Annotated in this window: 17 protein-coding genes; 12 read left to right on the top strand and 5 right to left on the bottom strand. The window is 66.3% G+C overall.

The window, feature by feature from the left end; translation table 11 throughout:
• The first annotated feature begins 3 nt into the window (after window positions 1-3).
• On the top strand, window positions 4-408 hold the full coding sequence (locus CDV49_RS08465; RefSeq protein WP_088215119.1) for a ketosteroid isomerase-related protein: 405 nt from the start codon (window positions 4-6) through the stop codon (window positions 406-408).
• Complete coding sequence (locus CDV49_RS08460) at window positions 405-986, top strand: GNAT family N-acetyltransferase (protein WP_088215118.1); 582 nt, start codon at window positions 405-407, stop codon at window positions 984-986. The genes CDV49_RS08465 and CDV49_RS08460 overlap by 4 nt, the downstream gene beginning before the upstream one ends.
• A 425-nt stretch (window positions 987-1,411) precedes the next feature.
• Here CDV49_RS08460 and CDV49_RS08455 read toward each other — a convergent pair whose 3' ends face one another.
• Both CDV49_RS08455 and CDV49_RS08450 read right to left on the bottom strand, forming a co-directional pair.
• Entirely contained in the window at window positions 1,412-1,705 is a 294-nt protein-coding gene (locus CDV49_RS08455) for a hypothetical protein (RefSeq protein ID WP_088215117.1), read from the bottom strand.
• On the bottom strand, window positions 1,699-1,950 hold the full coding sequence (locus CDV49_RS08450) for a spike base protein, RCAP_Rcc01079 family (RefSeq protein ID WP_088215116.1): 252 nt from the start codon (window positions 1,948-1,950) through the stop codon (window positions 1,699-1,701). Before CDV49_RS08450 ends, CDV49_RS08455 begins: the two co-directional genes overlap by 7 nt.
• Window positions 1,951-2,837: 887 nt before the next feature.
• Here CDV49_RS08450 and CDV49_RS08445 point away from each other — a divergent pair.
• The gene (locus CDV49_RS08445; RefSeq protein WP_088215115.1) at window positions 2,838-3,419 is read left to right on the top strand and encodes a DoxX family protein; all 582 of its coding nucleotides are present in this window, start codon (window positions 2,838-2,840) and stop codon (window positions 3,417-3,419) included.
• A 77-nt stretch (window positions 3,420-3,496) separates the two neighbouring features.
• Here CDV49_RS08445 and CDV49_RS08440 read toward each other — a convergent pair whose 3' ends face one another.
• The 3 genes from CDV49_RS08440 to CDV49_RS08430 all read right to left on the bottom strand — a co-directional run bounded on the left by CDV49_RS08440 (window position 3,497) and on the right by CDV49_RS08430 (window position 7,887).
• Complete coding sequence (locus tag CDV49_RS08440) at window positions 3,497-5,422, bottom strand: acyl-CoA synthetase (protein ID WP_088215114.1); 1,926 nt, start codon at window positions 5,420-5,422, stop codon at window positions 3,497-3,499.
• Between the two features lie 154 nt (window positions 5,423-5,576).
• Window positions 5,577-6,014, bottom strand: a complete 438-nt coding sequence (lysM, locus tag CDV49_RS08435) for a peptidoglycan-binding protein LysM (protein ID WP_088215113.1) — start codon at window positions 6,012-6,014, stop codon at window positions 5,577-5,579.
• 79 nt (window positions 6,015-6,093) lie between these two features.
• On the bottom strand, window positions 6,094-7,887 hold the full coding sequence (locus CDV49_RS08430; RefSeq protein ID WP_088215112.1) for an ABC transporter transmembrane domain-containing protein: 1,794 nt from the start codon (window positions 7,885-7,887) through the stop codon (window positions 6,094-6,096).
• Between the two features lie 436 nt (window positions 7,888-8,323).
• On the opposite strand from CDV49_RS08430, the gene radA reads away from it, so the two are divergent.
• The 9 genes from radA (at window position 8,324) to CDV49_RS08385 (ending at window position 16,181) form a co-directional block, all read left to right on the top strand.
• A complete protein-coding gene (gene radA / locus CDV49_RS08425) occupies window positions 8,324-9,688 on the top strand; it encodes a DNA repair protein RadA (protein ID WP_088215111.1) in 1,365 nt (454 codons plus the stop codon).
• 21 nt (window positions 9,689-9,709) lie between these two features.
• Window positions 9,710-10,306: a CvpA family protein gene (locus CDV49_RS08420; RefSeq protein ID WP_088215110.1), complete on the top strand. Its 597-nt coding sequence runs from the start codon at window positions 9,710-9,712 to the stop codon at window positions 10,304-10,306.
• 95 nt (window positions 10,307-10,401) lie between these two features.
• Entirely contained in the window at window positions 10,402-11,871 is a 1,470-nt protein-coding gene (gene purF / locus CDV49_RS08415) for an amidophosphoribosyltransferase (protein WP_088215109.1), read from the top strand.
• The gene (locus CDV49_RS08410) at window positions 11,868-12,509 is read left to right on the top strand and encodes an SDR family NAD(P)-dependent oxidoreductase (protein WP_088215108.1); all 642 of its coding nucleotides are present in this window, start codon (window positions 11,868-11,870) and stop codon (window positions 12,507-12,509) included. Before purF ends, CDV49_RS08410 begins: the two co-directional genes overlap by 4 nt.
• Before the next feature lie 126 nt (window positions 12,510-12,635).
• Window positions 12,636-12,818: a hypothetical protein gene (locus tag CDV49_RS08405; RefSeq protein WP_088215107.1), complete on the top strand. Its 183-nt coding sequence runs from the start codon at window positions 12,636-12,638 to the stop codon at window positions 12,816-12,818.
• A 61-nt stretch (window positions 12,819-12,879) separates the two neighbouring features.
• Window positions 12,880-13,668: a 5'/3'-nucleotidase SurE gene (gene surE, locus CDV49_RS08400; RefSeq protein ID WP_088215106.1), complete on the top strand. Its 789-nt coding sequence runs from the start codon at window positions 12,880-12,882 to the stop codon at window positions 13,666-13,668.
• A 3-nt stretch (window positions 13,669-13,671) separates the two neighbouring features.
• Window positions 13,672-14,319, top strand: coding sequence for a protein-L-isoaspartate(D-aspartate) O-methyltransferase (locus tag CDV49_RS08395; RefSeq protein WP_088215105.1), 648 nt, complete (start codon window positions 13,672-13,674; stop codon window positions 14,317-14,319).
• 58 nt (window positions 14,320-14,377) lie between these two features.
• Window positions 14,378-15,631 (top strand): peptidoglycan DD-metalloendopeptidase family protein, encoded by a 1,254-nt coding sequence (locus CDV49_RS08390; protein ID WP_256947280.1) that lies wholly within the window; start codon window positions 14,378-14,380, stop codon window positions 15,629-15,631.
• 238 nt (window positions 15,632-15,869) lie between these two features.
• Complete coding sequence (locus CDV49_RS08385) at window positions 15,870-16,181, top strand: hypothetical protein (RefSeq protein WP_088215103.1); 312 nt, start codon at window positions 15,870-15,872, stop codon at window positions 16,179-16,181.
• The last annotated feature ends 477 nt before the right edge of the window (window positions 16,182-16,658 follow it).

Genomic DNA, 16,658 nt, shown 5'->3' with positions numbered 1-16,658 from the left:
ATCATGACAGACGCCATCGCCACGCTGCGCCGCTATTACGAAGCCTTCAACAACGGTTCGCTCGACGGGATGCTCGCCGAGCTGTCCGACGCGTTCGTGCATAACGTGAACGAAGGCTCTGCCCGCCCCGGCAAGGAACTCTTCGCGGAATTCGGCGCGCACATGGCCGAATGCTACAAGGAGAACCTGACCGACATCGTCCTGTTCGCCACTCCCGATGGCACGCGGGGTGCGGCGGAATTCGTGGTGAACGGCACTTACCTCAAGACCGACGGCGACCTGCCCCCCGCGCATGGCCAGACCTATGTCCTGCCCGCGGGCGCGTTCTTTTCGCTGCAGGACGGCAAGATCACCCGGGTGACCACCTTCTACAATCTCGCAGACTGGATCCGTCAGGTCTCGGCATGAGGGTGGAGCGCCTCACCGGCAGCGCGCTGGAGGGCGCGCTTGACGATGTGGCGCGGCTGCGCATCGCGGTGTTCCGGGACTGGCCTTATCTTTACGACGGCGATCTTGCCTACGAGCGGCGCTATCTGGAAGCCTATCGCAACAGCCCGCGCGCGGTGGTGGTGGGCGCGCTCGACGGCGCGCGGATCGTCGGCGCGGCCACCGGCACGCCGATGACCGATCACGCCGACGATTTCGCCGCCGCCTTTGCCGGGCGGCCGGAGCCCCACGACCAGATCTTCTACTGTGCGGAATCGGTTCTGCTGCCGGACTGGCGCGGGCATGGCATCGGCCACCGCTTCTTCGATGAGCGGGAGGCCCATGCCCGCGAACACGGCTTCGTCTGGAGCGCCTTCTGCTCCGTGATCCGCCCGGCAGATCACCCCATGCGACCCACGGATTACCGCCCGCTCGATGGCTTCTGGCGTTCACGAGGCTATGAGCCGTTGCCCGGTGTCATCGCCCGCTTCCGCTGGAAGGACATCGGAGAAACAGCGGAGACCGAGAAGCCGCTCCAGTTCTGGATGCGCCGTCTCTGAATGGCTGCTGAAAAGCATTCCGTGGTTGCTCTCGGGCAGAGATCTTCCCCCAGTGTTGAGGAACGCCCCGGAAACCGGGGGTTTGGCGCGTGACCGGACCGATTTTCTGGCTTTCACTGCAAGCCCGGGAAGGTGCCCGACTTTTGGTCCGCAGTGGGGCGGAAATCGTTCGCAATCTCACGAAGCCCAGCCGGAAATCCACATACTTCGGGACATTCCCGGGCCGATTCCCCAGCGCATGGCCTGAGAACTTTTCCGCACCTTGCTAGCCCTCCAGCACGGCGACGAGGCCTGCGTGCCGGGAGCGGCAGACCGCCCCGGCCCATCGGTCGCGGTTCCATGCCTGCCACACGGCGGCGGCCGTCATGTCGCCGCCGGGCGCAGTGAGTTCGGGACAGGGCTGCAGGAGCGAGGGCGGTACCGGCTCATTGCGCGGGAAAGAGCTGCCGCATGCGGCCAGCGTCGAACACGACAGCACCGTCATCCATATCGCGCGCATCATCCACCACCTTCCCCAAGGCCAGGTCCAGCCCCGCTTCCGCCCGCAGTCGTTCCATCTCCGCATGGCGCAGGGCGGCGGACCGCAAGGCCGCCTGTTCCGCCGCTGCCGCACGCGCCCGGAGAGCCGCCGCCGTCGCCAGCCGGTCCCCCGCCCACATGCCCGCGAGCAACAGCGCAATCGCGGCACTCCCCCCCGCCCAGTAGCGCAGGCTCAGCATCCGCCCTGTATCCGCACGCTGGCGGCGCCTACCGCTGTCGCCATCACCGGATGCCAGACGCCGGGCGCGAGCGGCAGCGTCGTCACCGTCTCTCCGCCAAGGGTGGTGAGCGTGACGGTTCCCTCCTCCGCCAGAAGGATCGCGCGGGTGACGTAGGCCAGCGGCTCCCCCGGCAGGATGTCGAAAATATGCAGCAGAGGCGCGGTGAGGCCGGGGGCCTGGCTGGCAAAAAGGTTCTGGGTCATGGCTTCTCCTGAAAGCTGACTTTTCGGATGCCGTCACCCTGCCCTATGGATGCTGACATTCCGCTAAGGCACCGCGCGTTGCACCGCATCCGTCTCGCCGGTCGCATTGAGGGAGGGTGGAAGCGAGCCGGACCCGCTGTGGCGCTTCATCTGCGGGGGAGGCTGTGGCACGCAGTGGCCGCTCAAGCACCACCGCCCGATTGCGGACTGGCGGGAGACCGACGCTTTTCGCGATAACGGGGACACCCGCGAACACTCATGGCGAAGAGGGCGGGGGAACGTCGCCCGCGCTTTGCGCGTCCGGCGGGAATGCCGCGCCCGACCGGAAACGGAAAAGGCCATCCATTCGCGGTCAGCAGGCTGCTGAAAAAACTCCGAACCCTCGTGTCCTCGCTGTGCACATCGGGAAACAGCCCGAAATGATCCGAATTGTGCAGATTTCCGGGTGGACTTCGCCAAATCGCGAACGATCCCCGCTCCCGCAGACCCAAAGGCTTTTCAGCAGCCTGTTAGTCGCTCCCTCCGCGCGGACGCTCCAAACTGTCCCTGCCGCGCCGTAATGGGCCCGCGTCGTGCGACAGGCCGCCACCCCTCCATGAGTGGTCGAGATGCGCAGGATGAGGAGCCACAGCGAGGATGCCGGTCGGGCGATCAGGATGCCATGGCCAGGCAGAGGACTGCGCCCGCCCCGCTCTGACGTGCGGCGGCGCGCCCGGCAGAGAGGGGCCTTGCCGGTTGTCGCCCGTGTCCTGCGGGCGACGCCCGTGCCGCAATCGCAAGGTGGCAGGTTGACGCAAGAACAGACTGTTGCACCATAGCGGCAGGAGCAGGGGCGGCCATGGGTCCGCCGGATGACCTGCCCGCAACAATGGGAAAGGCCATGACACATGCCTACGCCTCTTGATAACCCGCGCGACCGGCTGGTGCTGCCCTTCCTGGGGCCGGTCTATGATTACATCGCCCAACCGGGCGTCTGGGTGCTGATCCGCATCATCACCGGCGCCATGCTCGTCATGTCGGGCTGGCCGAAGATACAGGCGCCGTTTGCCATGGCGGGAATGATGGGCGGGCTCGTGCCATTCGGCCCGGGATGGTTCTGGTCGCTCGTCGTCTCGCTGACGGAATTTCTGGGGGGCATTCTCATCGTGATCGGGCTGTTCACCCGGCCCGCTGCCCTCGCGGCGACGATCCTGCTGCTCGTCACCCTGTCCTTCCACCTGAACAATCCCTACGGGACCAGCTTCCTTACTCCCGAAGGCGTGGCCTTCATGACCGGGGAGGGGGCGCAGTATTTCACCGACGCGGCGCGGGCGCAGCTCGCTCCTGACGGGGGCGTCTCTTTCCTGTCCGGCGTCCAGCAGAAGGCGGAGTTCACCTCAACCTTCTGGGCCTGCCTCACCGCCCTCTTCGCGGCGTTCGGCGGCGGCTACCTGTCGCTGGACAAGATGGTGCTGAAGCGGGAATTCTGACCCCCCCCTCGCGCGGCGGGCACCTGCCCGCCGCCCGGCGGCCCTCCGAACGACCCGGCCCCTCCATCAGCCCGCCCTCAGGCGACCGGGGTGGGCACCGGGAGGGGGCGGCGATCCTCCCATTCCCATGGAACGGTGAAGGTACTCAACACCTCGGCCACCGCAGGTTCCTGCACCTCGCCAGTCCGGTGCAGGCGGGCGACAAGCCCACGGCGGCGATCCTCCACCACCTCGGCAACCCGCGCGGACATCCCGGCCTCGGCAAGGGCCGCGTCCAGCACCCGCGTGATGGCAAGGCGGCGGAGATCGGGCTTGAACACCTTGCCCACCGCCGTTTTCGGCAGTTCGTCCAGAATGCCTATGAACTTGGGCACGGCGGCGCGTTCGTGGATATGCGCACGCGCATAATCCAGCAGTTCCGCCTGCGTGACATCCGCCCCCTGGATCAGTTCCACATAGGCGGCGGGGAGCTCGCCCGCGAAGGCATCCGGCTGACCGATCGCACCGACAAAGGCCACGGCAGGATGGCCGGCAAGAGCCTCCTCTATCTCCGCGGGATCGATGTTGTGACCGCCCCGGATGATGAGATCCTTCTTGCGGCCCGTGATCCACAGGTAGCCATCCCGGTCCAGACGCCCGAGATCCCCCGTCCGCAGGTAGCGGCGATCCGCGTAAAGACCAAGGTTCCGCCCCGGCTCCGTATAGGTCGATCCTTCAAAGACGCCGGGATTGGAGACACAGATCTCCCCCACTTCCTCGGTCGCACATTCGCGCGTGATATTGCCGTGATCGTCAGCGTGCAGGATGCGGACTTCGGTATAGGGAAACGGCAGGCCCACGGAGCCGATCTTCTTCACGCCGTCCGGCGGATTGACGGAGACGAGACAGGTGCATTCCGTCAGGCCGTATCCCTCCACGATCTGCACGCCCGTCGCGGCCTCGAACCGCTTGAACAGCTCCTGCGGAAGCGGCGCGGAGCCGGAGAAACAGCCGCGCAGAGTGGAGATATTGGCATCCACGGGCCGTTGCATCAGGGCGGAGATCGCCGTCGGCACGATGACGAGGTACGTGCCCTTCCACCGCTCGATCAGCTTCCAGAGGTTGTCGAACACCCCCTCCCCCCGGTAGCCCGCAGGCGTCGGCAGGACGATCTGCGCACCGGAGGAGAGCGTGGACATGAAGATCGGATAGGCCGCAAAGACGTGAAACAGCGGCAGCGGACACATCAATACATCGGTGTTCTTGAACAGCAGCGTGGCGCCCAGCCAGCCGTTGTAGATCATGCCCGAATAGCGGTGCTGGGCCACTTTCGGCAGGCCGGTGGTGCCACCGGTGTGGAAATAGGCAGCGACCCGATCCTGCCCCGGATCAGCGAAGGAGAGCGTGGCGCTTTCCTGTGCGACCGCCTTGGTGAAGTCCACGATGCGCGCCTGATGGCGGCGTCCGGCCTTCGGGCGCAGGAAAGGCGCGATCCAGCGTTTCGGCGCTGGCAGGTAGCGCAGCAGATCCACCTCCACCACCGCCTGAACGGAGGGCGCGGCCGCCACGGCTTCGGCGACCTTCTGGGAGATGTCGGACTTCGGGATGGACTTGAGCGTGACGACGACCTTGGCCTTCGTCTCCCGCAGAAGACCCGCCATGTGCTCTGCATCGAGCAAAGGGTTCACCGGGCTGACGATCCCGGCCACCATTCCGGCGACGAGCGTTACCCCCGTTTCCAGCGCGTTCGGCAGGATAAACGCCACCACGTCGTTTTCACCCACGCCGAGCTTGCGGAACAGGTTCGCCGCGCGGTTCACCTCATCGCGGAATTCCCGCCATGTCAGGGTTTCGGCGGGATCCTGCGGACCGGAGGAGAGCTGAAAACCGATCGCGGGGCTGTCCCCGTAGCGAGCCGCGGTGCGCTCCAGAAGCTGATGGATCGTCGCGGGCACATCACGCGCGCTCCAGGGCATCTCCGCTTCGAGCGCGTTGCGGTCGGCTATGGTGGCATAGGCACCCATTCGTTCGGTCCTCCTTGACTGACAGCCCCTCCGCTATCGGCTGGCAGGATGCAAAAGGAACGGGGGGAAAGGCAAGGGCGGGAGCGGCCCGGCTACGCCACGTTAACCCCACCCCGACAGGCTGCACCTTCTGTCGGAGCGGGGCAACGCAAGGTTACTGCGGAATACGCAGCACCTGTCCAGGATAGATCTTGTCGGGATGGCTGAGCATCGGGCGGTTCGCCTCAAAAATCTCGTTGTAGCGGTTGGCGTTACCGAGTGTCGCCTTGGAAATGGCCGAGAGCGTGTCGCCCTTCTTCACCGTGTAGAACACCGGCTCCAGCCCATCGTCATCATCGGTCTCGACCTTCGACACGCCCGCGACGTTGCCGACGGCGAGGATCACCTTCTCCTTCTCCTCCGGTGTCGCGGCCTTGCCCGTCACCTTGACGGTATCGCCTACCGTCTGGATCTGGAGGCCGCTGTCGTTCAGGCCAAGGTTTTTGACCTCGGTTTTCAGCGCTTCGGCATCGGGAGCGGTGGTTGCCGCCTCCGCCTTGCCGCCGCCGAAAAGCGACTTGCCAGCATCCTTGACGAAATCCCATACACCCATGGTTTTCCTCCGGTTTCCGGCACCGTTCGGCGGTGCCGTTCTCCCGACAATCTGTAGCTGGATGCGCGGAGGGCAAGCCCTACTCCGCCGCTTGCAGTCCTTCGGCGAACTGGAGACGTGCGAGCCGCGCGTAGAGCCCGCCTTCGGCCACGAGCGTCTCATGGGTGCCCTCTGCGACAATCCGCCCCTCGTCCAGCACGACGATCCGGTCGGCGCTTCTGACGGTGGCAAGGCGGTGGGCCACGACGATGGTCGTGCGCCCCTCAGACAGCCGGGCAACGGCGCGCTGCACCGCACGCTCGCTTTCGGCGTCGAGGGCGGAGGTCGCCTCGTCCAGCAGCAGAACGGGTGCGTCGCGGAGAATGGCGCGGGCAATGGCGATCCGCTGCCGCTGGCCGCCCGACAGAACCACGCCCCGCTCGCCAAGCCAGGTGTCATAGCCATCCGGCAGGGCGATGAGGAAGTCATGCGCGGCGGCGGCCCGGGCGGCGGCGGCCACTTCCTCGTCCGTCGCATCGGGCCTGCCGAAACGGATATTGTCCCGCGCGGTCGCCGCGAAGATCACCGGATCCTGCGGCACGAGCGAGAGGGCGGCGCGGAAGTCGCCCCGCGCCATGTCGCGCAGGTCGATCCCGTCAAGCGTCACGCTGCCTGCATCCGGGTCGCGGAAGCGGAGGAGCAGCTGCAGCACGGTCGACTTGCCCGCCCCGGACGGACCGACGAGGGCCACCGTCTCTCCGGGCCGGACGGTGAGGGTGAAATCCTCCAGCGCCGACCGTTGGGAACGGGTGGGATAGTGGAAGGACACGTCGCGGAAGGCGACCTCTCCCCGGACGGGGCGCGGCAGGGGAACGGGCGCGGCGGGATCCGTGATCTCGTCCTCCGTCGCCAGCAGTTCCAGCAGGCGCTCGGTCGCACCCGCGGCGCGCTGCACCTCTCCCCAAGTCTCCGACAGCGAACCGACGGCCCCCGCAACCAGAATGGCGTAGATCACGAACTGCACGAGGGCGCCGATGCTCATCGCATCGGCACGAACATCGCGCGCCCCGACCCAGAGAACCCCTACCACGCCGGCAAAGACAAGGAAGATGACGATCATCGTCATCACCGCCCGCGTGCCAATGCGCCGCTGGGCGGAGGCATAGGCCTTCTCCGTCACGCGGGCGAAGGCGGCGCGCGTCTCCGGCTCATGGCCGAAGGCCTGCACCGTCTGCACGGCGGTCAGCGCCTCGGAGGCATTCCCGGCGGAGGCGGCGATCCAGTCCTGACTTGTCCGCGATTCCGCCCGGAGCCTGCGCCCCAGCGTCACGATGGGCACGATCACCAGCGGCACGATGAGCAGCACGAGCCCCGTCAGCTTGGCCGATGTGAACAGCATCAGCAGGGTGCCGCCCAACACGATGATCGCATTGCGCATCGCAACGGAGATGGAGGAGCCGATCACCGACAGGATCACCGTCGTGTCGGTGGTGATGCGGGAGAGCACCTCTCCGCTCATCACCCGCTCATAGAAACCGGGGCTGAGGCTGATGACCCTGTCAAACACCGCCTTGCGGATATCGGCGACCACCCGCTCCCCCAGCCGGGTGACGAGATAGTAGCGCAGGCCCGTTCCCACCGCGAGCAGCGCGGCGATGCCGAGAAAAGCGGTGAAATAGGTGTCGAGCAGCAGCGCGTCCGACCCGAAGCCATCGACCACCCGCCGGACGGCCATGGGCAGGATCAGCGACACGCCCGCCGTCAGGATCAGCGCCAGCACCGCAGCGATGGCCAGAACACGGTAGGGCCGGATGAACGGCACCAGTCCGCGCAGGGAACCAACCCTGCGGGATTTCGCCCGGTCCGCCCCGATTGCCGAATTGCCGCGCGCCATGCTGTCTCCTTTGCTCCCGTTTATGCCCAGACGCGCCCTGCGGCAAGCAGGCCGGAAGTCTGATACGCGACAGCCCGCCGGAAACGTGCCTGGCGGAAATGCCTCCTGCCCGAAAAGCCCGCCCGCTGAAACGCCCCCCGACCGGAAACGTCCTCTCGCAGGCGATTTAAAAGGGCTTTTTGGTCTGCGTTGGAGCGGAGATTCTTCCCAATCAGGCGAAATACAGCCGGAAATCAATCCGGTGGCATTCCCGGGCCGATTTTCCGATTTCCGGCGCACGGCATGACAGTTCGGACTGTTTCAGCGGCCTTTTAACGCAGCCGGCTCCCATGGCACCTGTTCCGCCAACCCAAGCACTCGGGGTCGCAGGCACCGCAGAGCCACCGCGGGGCCCGGACGGGCTTGAAGGCGGCACGGGGGTCGGGCAGAAGGGAGCATGGCCCGCGCCCCCTCCCCCACCTTCGCCTGCACCGCCTGCGGTGCGACCTATTCCAAATGGTCGGGCCGCTGCGACGCCTGCGGCGCGTGGAACACCATCGTGGAGGAGGCACCGCTTTCCGCCGCGCCGAAAGGGCTGGGCAAGCTTCGCGGCCGCATGGTGCCCCTGGGCGACCTTGCCGCGCGGGAGCCTCCGCCCGCCCGCACCGCCTCCGGCATGGGGGAGCTTGACCGGGTGCTGGGCGGCGGCCTGGTCCCGGCTTCCGCCGTGCTGGTGGGGGGCGATCCCGGTATCGGCAAGTCCACCCTGCTGCTTCAGGCCGCCGCCAGTTTCGCGCAAGCGGGCCTCTCGGTCATCTATGTCACGGGCGAGGAAGCGCCCGCGCAGGTCAGGATGCGGGCGGAGCGGCTGGGACTTGGCGGCGCGCCGCTCCGGCTGGCCGCCGAAACCGCGCTCCGCGACATCATCGCGACGCTGGAGGCGGAGAAGCCCGACCTCGTCATCGTCGATTCGATCCAGACCATGTGGTCCGATACGGTCGAGAGCGCTCCCGGTTCGGTGGCGCAGGTTCGGGCGGCGGCGCATGAGCTCGTCACCTTCGCCAAGCGGCGCAACACCGCCGTCATCATCGTGGGCCATGTCACCAAGGAAGGGCAGATCGCCGGCCCCCGCGTGGTGGAGCACATGGTCGATACCGTGCTCTATTTCGAGGGCGAGCGCGGGCATCAGTTCCGCATTCTCCGCGCGGTCAAGAACCGCTTCGGCCCCTCGGACGAGATCGGCGTGTTCGAGATGACCGGCACCGGTCTGGCGGAAGTCGCCAATCCCTCCGCCCTGTTCCTGTCGGAACGGGAGCGGCCCAGCCCCGGCTCTGTCGTCTTCGCGGGGATCGAGGGAACGCGGCCCCTGCTGGTGGAGATACAGGCGCTCGTCGCCCCCTCGCCCCCCGGAAGCGCGCGGCGCAGCGTCGTCGGCTGGGACGGAGGGCGGCTCGCCATGATCCTCGCCGTGCTGGAGGCGCGCTGCGGCATCCCCTTCGGCGGGCTGGACGTCTATCTGAACGTCGCGGGCGGGCTGCGAATCTCCGAACCGGCCGCGGATCTGGCCGTGGCGGCGGCGCTTCTTTCCGCGCGGGAGGATGCGGCGCTGCCCCCGGAGACCGTGGTTTTCGGAGAGATCAGCCTCTCCGGCGCGCTCCGGCCGGTGTCCCAGACGGAAAACAGGTTGAAAGAAGCGCGGAAACTTGGTTTTTCACGAGCCATCGCGCCCGCCCGCAGCGTAGAAAGCCCCGAAGGGGATGACGGGCTGCGCGGTTTCGCCGATCTCGCCGCCTTTGTGGGCGAGACGTTCGGCGCAGGATAGACGACAGCGGAGCAGGGACAGATGCAGGGCTTCACCATCATCGACGCGGTCGTGGCCGCCGTCATCGTCGTCTCGGCGCTTCTCGCCTATTCGCGCGGTTTCGTGCGGGAGGCGATGGCCATCGCGGGCTGGATCGTGGCGGCGATCCTCGCCTACATCTTCGCCCCCGCTGCGGAACCGCTGATTCGCGAAATCCCCGGCCTGAACAAGTTTCTCGCCGACAGTTGCGAACTGTCGCTGATCGCCGCCTTTGCCGCGGTCTTCGCGGTGGCGCTGGTGCTGGCCTCGCTGTTCACGCCGCTGTTCTCCGGGGTCGTGCAGCGCTCGGCGCTCGGCGGGCTGGATCAAGGGCTGGGATTCTTCTTCGGGGTTCTCAGGGGTCTGCTGCTCGTGGCGGTGGCCTTCGTGGTCTATGATCGTGCGATGTCGGGCACGTCGATCCCGATGGTGGACAACTCCCGTTCCGCGCAGATTTTCTCCTCCGTGCAGGGGAATATCGACCGGTCGATCCCCGCGGATGCGCCGGGCTGGATCGTCTCGCGCTATGAGCAGTTGGTCGGGAGCTGCGGCGCGCCGGTCGTCACGCCTGATCTTCCCGCGACCCCTGCGCAGAACTGAAGACCGGCTGTGCACTTTCAGGGGGATGACTTCGGCGTCCCGAGTTACTATGTGGGGCACGACGTTCCCCCCGCCCCGGATTCGGAGGACGCGCCATGCGCGACGAGCAGCACAGCCATCCGTTCGACGACGATAAGCTGAAAGAAGAATGCGGCATATTTGGTGTCATCGGTGTGACCGATGCAGCCAATTTTGTCGCCCTCGGCATGCACGCCCTCCAGCACCGCGGACAGGAGGCGGGCGGGATCGTGACGCATGATCCCGCGACCGGTTTCAACTCCGCCCGCCGATTCGGCTACGTGCGCGACAACTTCACCGATGCCGAGGTGATGAAGACGCTGCCCGGTTCCATCGGCATCGGGCATGTGCGCTATTCCACCGCCGGTTCGAAGGGCAACACGGCCATCCGGGACGTGCAGCCGTTCTTCGGCGAGTTTTCCATGGGCGGCGCGGCCATAGCGCATAACGGCAACCTGACGAATGCCGCACAGCTGCGCCGGGAACTGATCGAGCGCGGCTCCATCTTCCAGTCCTCCTCCGACAGCGAATGCATCATCCACCTGATGGCGCGCTCCATCCAACGGGACATCCCCGAGCGGATGAAGGACGCGCTCCGCCGGGTGGAGGGGGCGTTCTCCGTCATCGCCATGACGCGGACGAAGCTGATCGGCGTGCGCGACCCGCTGGGCGTGCGACCGCTGGTTCTGGGCCGGATCGGCGACGGCTGGGCGCTGTCTTCGGAGACCTGCGGGCTCGACATCATCGGGGCGGAGTTCATTCGCGAAGTCGAAGCGGGCGAGATGATCGTCATCTCCGACAGCGGCGTGATCGAGAGCTTCCGCCCCTTCGCGCCGATGAAGCCGCGGTTCTGCATCTTCGAGCATGTGTATTTCTCGCGCCCCGACTCCATCCTCGGCGGCCGCTCGGTCTATGAGACGCGCCGGCAGATCGGCGTTGAGCTGGCGCGCGAGGCTCCGGTGGAGGCCGATCTGGTCTGCCCGGTGCCCGACAGCGGCACCCCCGCCGCGATCGGGTTCAGCCAGGAAAGCGGTATTCCCTATGCCATGGGCATCATCCGCAACCAGTACATGGGCCGGACCTTCATCGAACCCACCGAGCAGATCCGCAACATGGGCGTTCGCCTGAAGCTCAACGTCAACCGCGCGCTCATCAAGGGCAAGCGGGTGATATTGGTGGACGATTCCGTCGTCCGCGGCACCACCAGCCGCAAGATCAAGGAGATGATCCTCGACGCCGGTGCCGCGGAGGTGCATTTCCGTATCGCCTCTCCACCCACCGCCTGGCCCTGCTTCTACGGCGTCGATACGCCGGATCGGGACAAGCTTCTCGCCTCCCACATGACGGAGGACGAGATGCGGGATTATCTCGGCGTGGATTCGCTCCGCTTCATCTCCCTTGACGGTCTCTACCGTGCAGCAGGAGAGGCCGCGGGCCGCGACAAGGCGCAACCCCAGTATTGCGATGCCTGTTTCTCAGGCGATTACCCCGTGTTCCCCGCCGATATGGTGGAGAAGGGCTTTCAGATGAAGACCGCCGCCGAATGACGAAGATTGCCTTGGTGACAGGCGCCTCCCGCGGTCTTGGTGCCGCGATGGCGGAAGCTCTCGCGGGTGACTATCACATCGTCGCCGTCGCCCGCACCATCGGCGGGCTGGAGGAGCTGGACGACCGTATCCAGCAAAAGGGCGGCGCGGCGACGCTCGCTCCCATGGACATCACCAACGACGATGCGATGCGGCAGATGTGCCTGTCGATCTTCGAACGCTGGGGCAAGGTCGATCTCTGGGTCCATGCGGCGATCCATGCGGCCCCGCTGACCCCTGCGGGGCATCTCGACACCAAGGACTGGGATCGTTCCCTCGCCGTGAACCTGCGCGCCACCGGCATGCTGATCGGCATGGTAGAGCCGCTGCTCCGCGCGGCGGAGCGTGGCACGGCGCTGTTCTTCGACGATCCCCATGCGGGGGAAAAGTTCTTCGGTGCCTACGGCGCGACCAAGGCGGGGCAGATTTCCCTTGCCCGGAGCTGGCAGGCGGAAGCGGTGAAGATCGGCCCCCGCGTGCTGGTGGAAACGCCCGCGCCCATGCCGACCGCCACACGGGCGCGGTTCTTCCCGGGGGAGGATCGATCCCTCCTCACCTCCGAACTTTCCGAAGCTGCCCGGCTTTCCGCCGTTCTGTGACATTTTCGGCGCAAGCGGGAACTTTTTTCCCGTCTGAGCGTCTTTCTTCCGACTTCGCAATCGAATCGCGCATCCCTGCCCGTCTGTCATCCGGGCCGCATGCGCCAATGCGACAAGGGGGACGGAATGGCGGGACATGCGGTTTTCGGAAGCCTCTTCGGCCTGCTGATGCTGGCCCTTCACATCATGCTCACAGGTGATCCGGGTCGCGCGTTGCCGATCTGGATGGTGGGGTGCGCCACGGGGGCGGTCGCCTCTGCCGCGATCACCGGCGCCTGGGGGGTGTGGCGCCAGAAGCAGCGCGCCTGACCGTTCGCTTTACCTGACGCCTCCCCTGCTCTAATCAGGAGCGGAATAAGGGGACGGTGACATGCGAATTCTTGTGACGAACGACGACGGGATCAACGCGCCGGGCTTGAAGGTTGCCATCGCCATCGCCAACAGGGTCGCAGGGCCGAAGGGGGAGGTCTGGGTCGTCGCCCCCGCCTTTGAACAATCCGGCGTCGGCCATTGCATTTCCTACACCCGTCCCATGATGATCGCCCGTCTCGCGGAGCGCACCTACGCCGCCGAAGGCTCCCCAGCCGACTGCGTTCTGGCAGCGATCCACGACGTGATGGACGGCGCCAAGCCTGATCTGGTGCTGTCGGGTGTGAACAGCGGCAACAACGCGGCAGAGAACACGCTCTACTCCGGCACCCTGGGCGGCGCGATGGAAGCGGCTTTGCAGGGGGTGAAGGCGATTGCGCTTTCGCAATTCCTCGGGCCGCGGACGCGCGACCTTGCCGATCCGTTCGATGCGGCAGCCGAATTCGGGGCGGGCGTCGTCGGCGACCTGCTGGAGAAGGGTCTGTGGGACGGGGTGGGCTACCGGCTGTTCTACAACGTCAACTTCCCGCCCATCGGCTCGGCCGATGTGAAGGGAAGCCGGATCACCAGACAGGGTTTTCGCGGAGAGGGCCTTTTCACGGCGGAGGCGACGATCTCCCCGACCGGGCGGCGCTTCCTGTGGATCAAGGGCGGGCCGCAGCACCTGCGGACCGAAGAAGGCAGCGACGTTGCAGCCAACCTCGATGATTACATTTCCATCACCCCGCTCCGCGCCGATCTGACCGCTCACGACGCGGTGGAAACGCTGCGCGCACGTTTCGCCTCCTGAACGATGACGGAGGACGAGCTCTCCGAACGAAAGATGCGCTTTCTCTTCACCCTACGATCCCGCGGGGTGACGGATACGCGCGTGCTGGCGGCGATGGAAAGGATCGACAGGGGCAGCTTTGTCACCGGTGTCTTTGCCGAACGCGCCTATGACGACACACCCCTGCCCATCGCCTGCGGCCAGACCATCTCCCAGCCCTCCATCGTCGGCCTGATGACGCAGGCGCTGGAAGCCGGCCCGCGCGACAAGGTGCTGGAGGTCGGGACCGGCTCCGGCTATCAGGCCGCGATCCTGTCGCAGCTTGTCCGCCGCGTCTATACGATCGACCGGCATCGCAGGCTCGTCCGGCAGGCAGAGGCAACGTTCCAGCAACTCGGCCTGCACAACATTACCGCCTTTACCGCCGACGGATCCCACGGGTTGCCGGAGCAGGCGCCGTTCGACCGCATCCTCGTCACGGCTGCGGCAGAAGATCCGCCCGGCCCCCTCTTGGCCCAATTGCGCGAGGGGGGTATCATGGTGCTCCCCGTCGGCCAGTCGGACGCGGTGCAGAGCCTGATCAAGGTCACGCGCACGGCAGAAGGCGTGCATTACGAAGAGCTTCGCTCCGTGCGGTTCGTGCCGCTCGTGGAGGGGCTCGGCCAGGAATGATGCCGGACGCAAGGGTCGCACAGACGGCCCCGTCGGGAAACTGAAGAGGATGACAGTGATGCCTTTCCGTTCCGCTCAGCGACCGTTGCGCCGGATCGCGCTTGCCTGCGCAGCGCTTGCCATCGTGGGGGCCTGCGGGCGACCGCTCGACTGGGACATGCGGGGCGTCATTCCCACCAATCTCGACACATCCGAAGCCGCGCGCCAGCCGACCGCCAACCGTCCGCAACCGGATGGGCGGGGCGTCATCTCCTATCCGACATATCAGGTGGCTGTGGCCCGGCGCGGCGACACTGTCGGCAGCATCGCGCAGCGGGTGGGCATCCCGGCAGGCGAACTGGCCTCCTACAACGCGCTTCCCAGCGAAACCGGCCTTCGGGAAGGCGAGGTGCTGGCATTGCCCCGTCGCGTGAGTGAGCCCATGACGATGACGGCGGACTCCGGCTTCTCCTCCGATACGAGCGGTATCTCCAGCGGGTCGATCGCGACCGCGCCAGTCGATGTGACGACGCTTGCCTCCGGTGCGATCGAACGCGCAGAAACCTCCGGCACGGTGCGGAGAACGCCTGCGACCAGCCAGAGCGCAAGTTCCGCCAATGTGGGCAGCGCGCCGCCCGCGGCCTCCGCCAGCCGGACAGAGCCGGTCCGCCATCAGGTCAAGCGCGGGGAGACCGCCTATTCGATCGCGCGGCTCTACAACGTCTCCGCCCGCTCTCTGGCGGAATGGAATGGGCTGGACGCCCAGATGACCGTGCGGGACGGCCAGTTTCTGATGATCCCCGTCGCGACCGGCCCCGCTCCCGCGCAGCCGGCGGCCAATCAGCCGGGCACCGGCTCCCCCACCCCGACGCCGCCGAGCGCCGCGACCCCGCTGCCGGAGAAAAACACCAAGACCAACGAGGAAATCGCTGCGGCCACGCCCGCCTCACCGAACCTCGGCGCACAGCGGACACCTGCCTCCTCCGCCCGGCTCGCCATGCCGGTGGAGGGGAGCATCATCCGCCCCTATGCGCGCGGGAAGAATGAAGGGATCGACATCGCCGCCGCCGCAGGAGCCGCCGTCCACGCCGCGACCGACGGCACGGTTGCAGCGATCACTCAGGATACCGATCAGGTGCCGATCCTCGTCATTCGCCACGCCAACAACCTGCTCACAGTCTATGCCAATATCGATGGCATCAAGGTGGCGAAAGGCTCCGCCGTCACCCGTGGGCAGGCCATTGCGACCGTGCGACAGGGCAACCCGTCCTTCCTGCATTTCGAAGTGCGCAACGGATACGAGAGTGTCGATCCGATGAGCTACCTTCAGTAGCATCAGCGGTCATTGCCGGTTTATCAGGCCATGCGCGACGGGCGCATGGCCTTTTTTCGCTCAATCGCAACGTAAGAGGCGCTTCCCCCTCGCTAAGGTTCGGAACCGGCCTACACTTTCGCAGTGGCACTCGCCCGCCACACGCCGTTTCGCTGCTGCTTCTACCCGTCCTCGCCGAAGTCCCCAGACCTGTCCGGCTCCTGCCGCTGGAGGGTCCGCTACGTGGAAGGAATGTGCGATGAAGCTTTCCCGCCTGATCCTGTGCGCTGCTCTTCTTGCCCCGTCGCCCGCGCTCGCTCATAGCTGGTACAGCGCGTATTGCTGCTCCGGGCAGGATTGCGCGCCGATCCCCGCCTCTGCGGTTCACGCCACCAAGGACGGATGGGAAATCGACCTGAGGGCCGGCCAGTATCCCCTCATGGATGCACCGTTCCACGCCGTGATCCCGTATAACAGCCGGACACTTCAGAAGAGCCAGGATGAGGACTTTCACCTCTGCGTCGTCGCGAATCGCGCGCGCTGCCTGTATGTGCCTCCGCTCGGGCAGTGATCTGGCGAACACGGGGGATTTGCCGAATACGGGAGACTGGCCAAACACGGGGGCGCAGAGCAGCTCTCCACCCTGCACCCCCAACACCCCGGCGTCTGTGCGTAGCACGTCAGGACTACGCAAAGGATAGCGCGCCTGCGCCCACGACAAGAGCGGATCGACAACGGGCCTCGCAGAGCCGCCGTTGCAGGAAAACCGCCCGCAAGCAGCATGGTCCGAAATGCCGTTGCAAGGGCTGTATCTCCACTTTCGAAGGCACCTGAGGCAAGCAGCGGGAGTCTGGGCGTGGCAAGTGGCAGCAAAACCGGATCAAGGCCGATATCGGTCGCTAACTCTCCATCGCGATTGGCGAAAGGCTTGGGTTTGCACCGCGGACCGTGAGCTGCCTCACCGAGGCCCGCGCCATCACTGATGCAAGCAAGACAAGCGCATCAAAGGCGCCCCATGAAACTCCCAAGCATCCGATCACGCGACAAG

Source organism: Haematobacter genomosp. 1 (assembly GCF_002196855.1).
Classification (GTDB): Bacteria; Pseudomonadota; Alphaproteobacteria; order Rhodobacterales; family Rhodobacteraceae; genus Haematobacter.
The sequence above is the reverse complement of the archived record's forward strand: the minus strand, read 5'-3'. Positions and strand labels throughout refer to the sequence as shown.

Bases quoted from the DNA above. Each gene is read 5' to 3' on its own strand.
- CDV49_RS08450 (WP_088215116.1), bottom strand. From the start codon at position 1,950: ATGACCCAGAACCTTTTTGCCAGCCAGGCCCCCGGCCTCACCGCGCCT.
- CDV49_RS08465 (WP_088215119.1), top strand. From the start codon at position 4: ATGACAGACGCCATCGCCACGCTGCGCCGCTATTACGAAGCCTTCAAC.
- purF (WP_088215109.1), top strand. From the start codon at position 10,402: ATGCGCGACGAGCAGCACAGCCATCCGTTCGACGACGATAAGCTGAAA.
- CDV49_RS08385 (WP_088215103.1), top strand. From the start codon at position 15,870: ATGAAGCTTTCCCGCCTGATCCTGTGCGCTGCTCTTCTTGCCCCGTCG.
- CDV49_RS08405 (WP_088215107.1), top strand. From the start codon at position 12,636: ATGGCGGGACATGCGGTTTTCGGAAGCCTCTTCGGCCTGCTGATGCTG.
- CDV49_RS08420 (WP_088215110.1), top strand. From the start codon at position 9,710: ATGCAGGGCTTCACCATCATCGACGCGGTCGTGGCCGCCGTCATCGTC.
- radA (WP_088215111.1), top strand. From the start codon at position 8,324: ATGGCCCGCGCCCCCTCCCCCACCTTCGCCTGCACCGCCTGCGGTGCG.
- CDV49_RS08460 (WP_088215118.1), top strand. From the start codon at position 405: ATGAGGGTGGAGCGCCTCACCGGCAGCGCGCTGGAGGGCGCGCTTGAC.
- CDV49_RS08445 (WP_088215115.1), top strand. From the start codon at position 2,838: ATGCCTACGCCTCTTGATAACCCGCGCGACCGGCTGGTGCTGCCCTTC.
- CDV49_RS08410 (WP_088215108.1), top strand. From the start codon at position 11,868: ATGACGAAGATTGCCTTGGTGACAGGCGCCTCCCGCGGTCTTGGTGCC.
- lysM (WP_088215113.1), bottom strand. From the start codon at position 6,014: ATGGGTGTATGGGATTTCGTCAAGGATGCTGGCAAGTCGCTTTTCGGC.
- CDV49_RS08440 (WP_088215114.1), bottom strand. From the start codon at position 5,422: ATGGGTGCCTATGCCACCATAGCCGACCGCAACGCGCTCGAAGCGGAG.
- CDV49_RS08455 (WP_088215117.1), bottom strand. From the start codon at position 1,705: ATGCTGAGCCTGCGCTACTGGGCGGGGGGGAGTGCCGCGATTGCGCTG.
- surE (WP_088215106.1), top strand. From the start codon at position 12,880: ATGCGAATTCTTGTGACGAACGACGACGGGATCAACGCGCCGGGCTTG.
- CDV49_RS08390 (WP_256947280.1), top strand. From the start codon at position 14,378: ATGCCTTTCCGTTCCGCTCAGCGACCGTTGCGCCGGATCGCGCTTGCC.
- CDV49_RS08395 (WP_088215105.1), top strand. From the start codon at position 13,672: ATGACGGAGGACGAGCTCTCCGAACGAAAGATGCGCTTTCTCTTCACC.
- CDV49_RS08430 (WP_088215112.1), bottom strand. From the start codon at position 7,887: ATGGCGCGCGGCAATTCGGCAATCGGGGCGGACCGGGCGAAATCCCGC.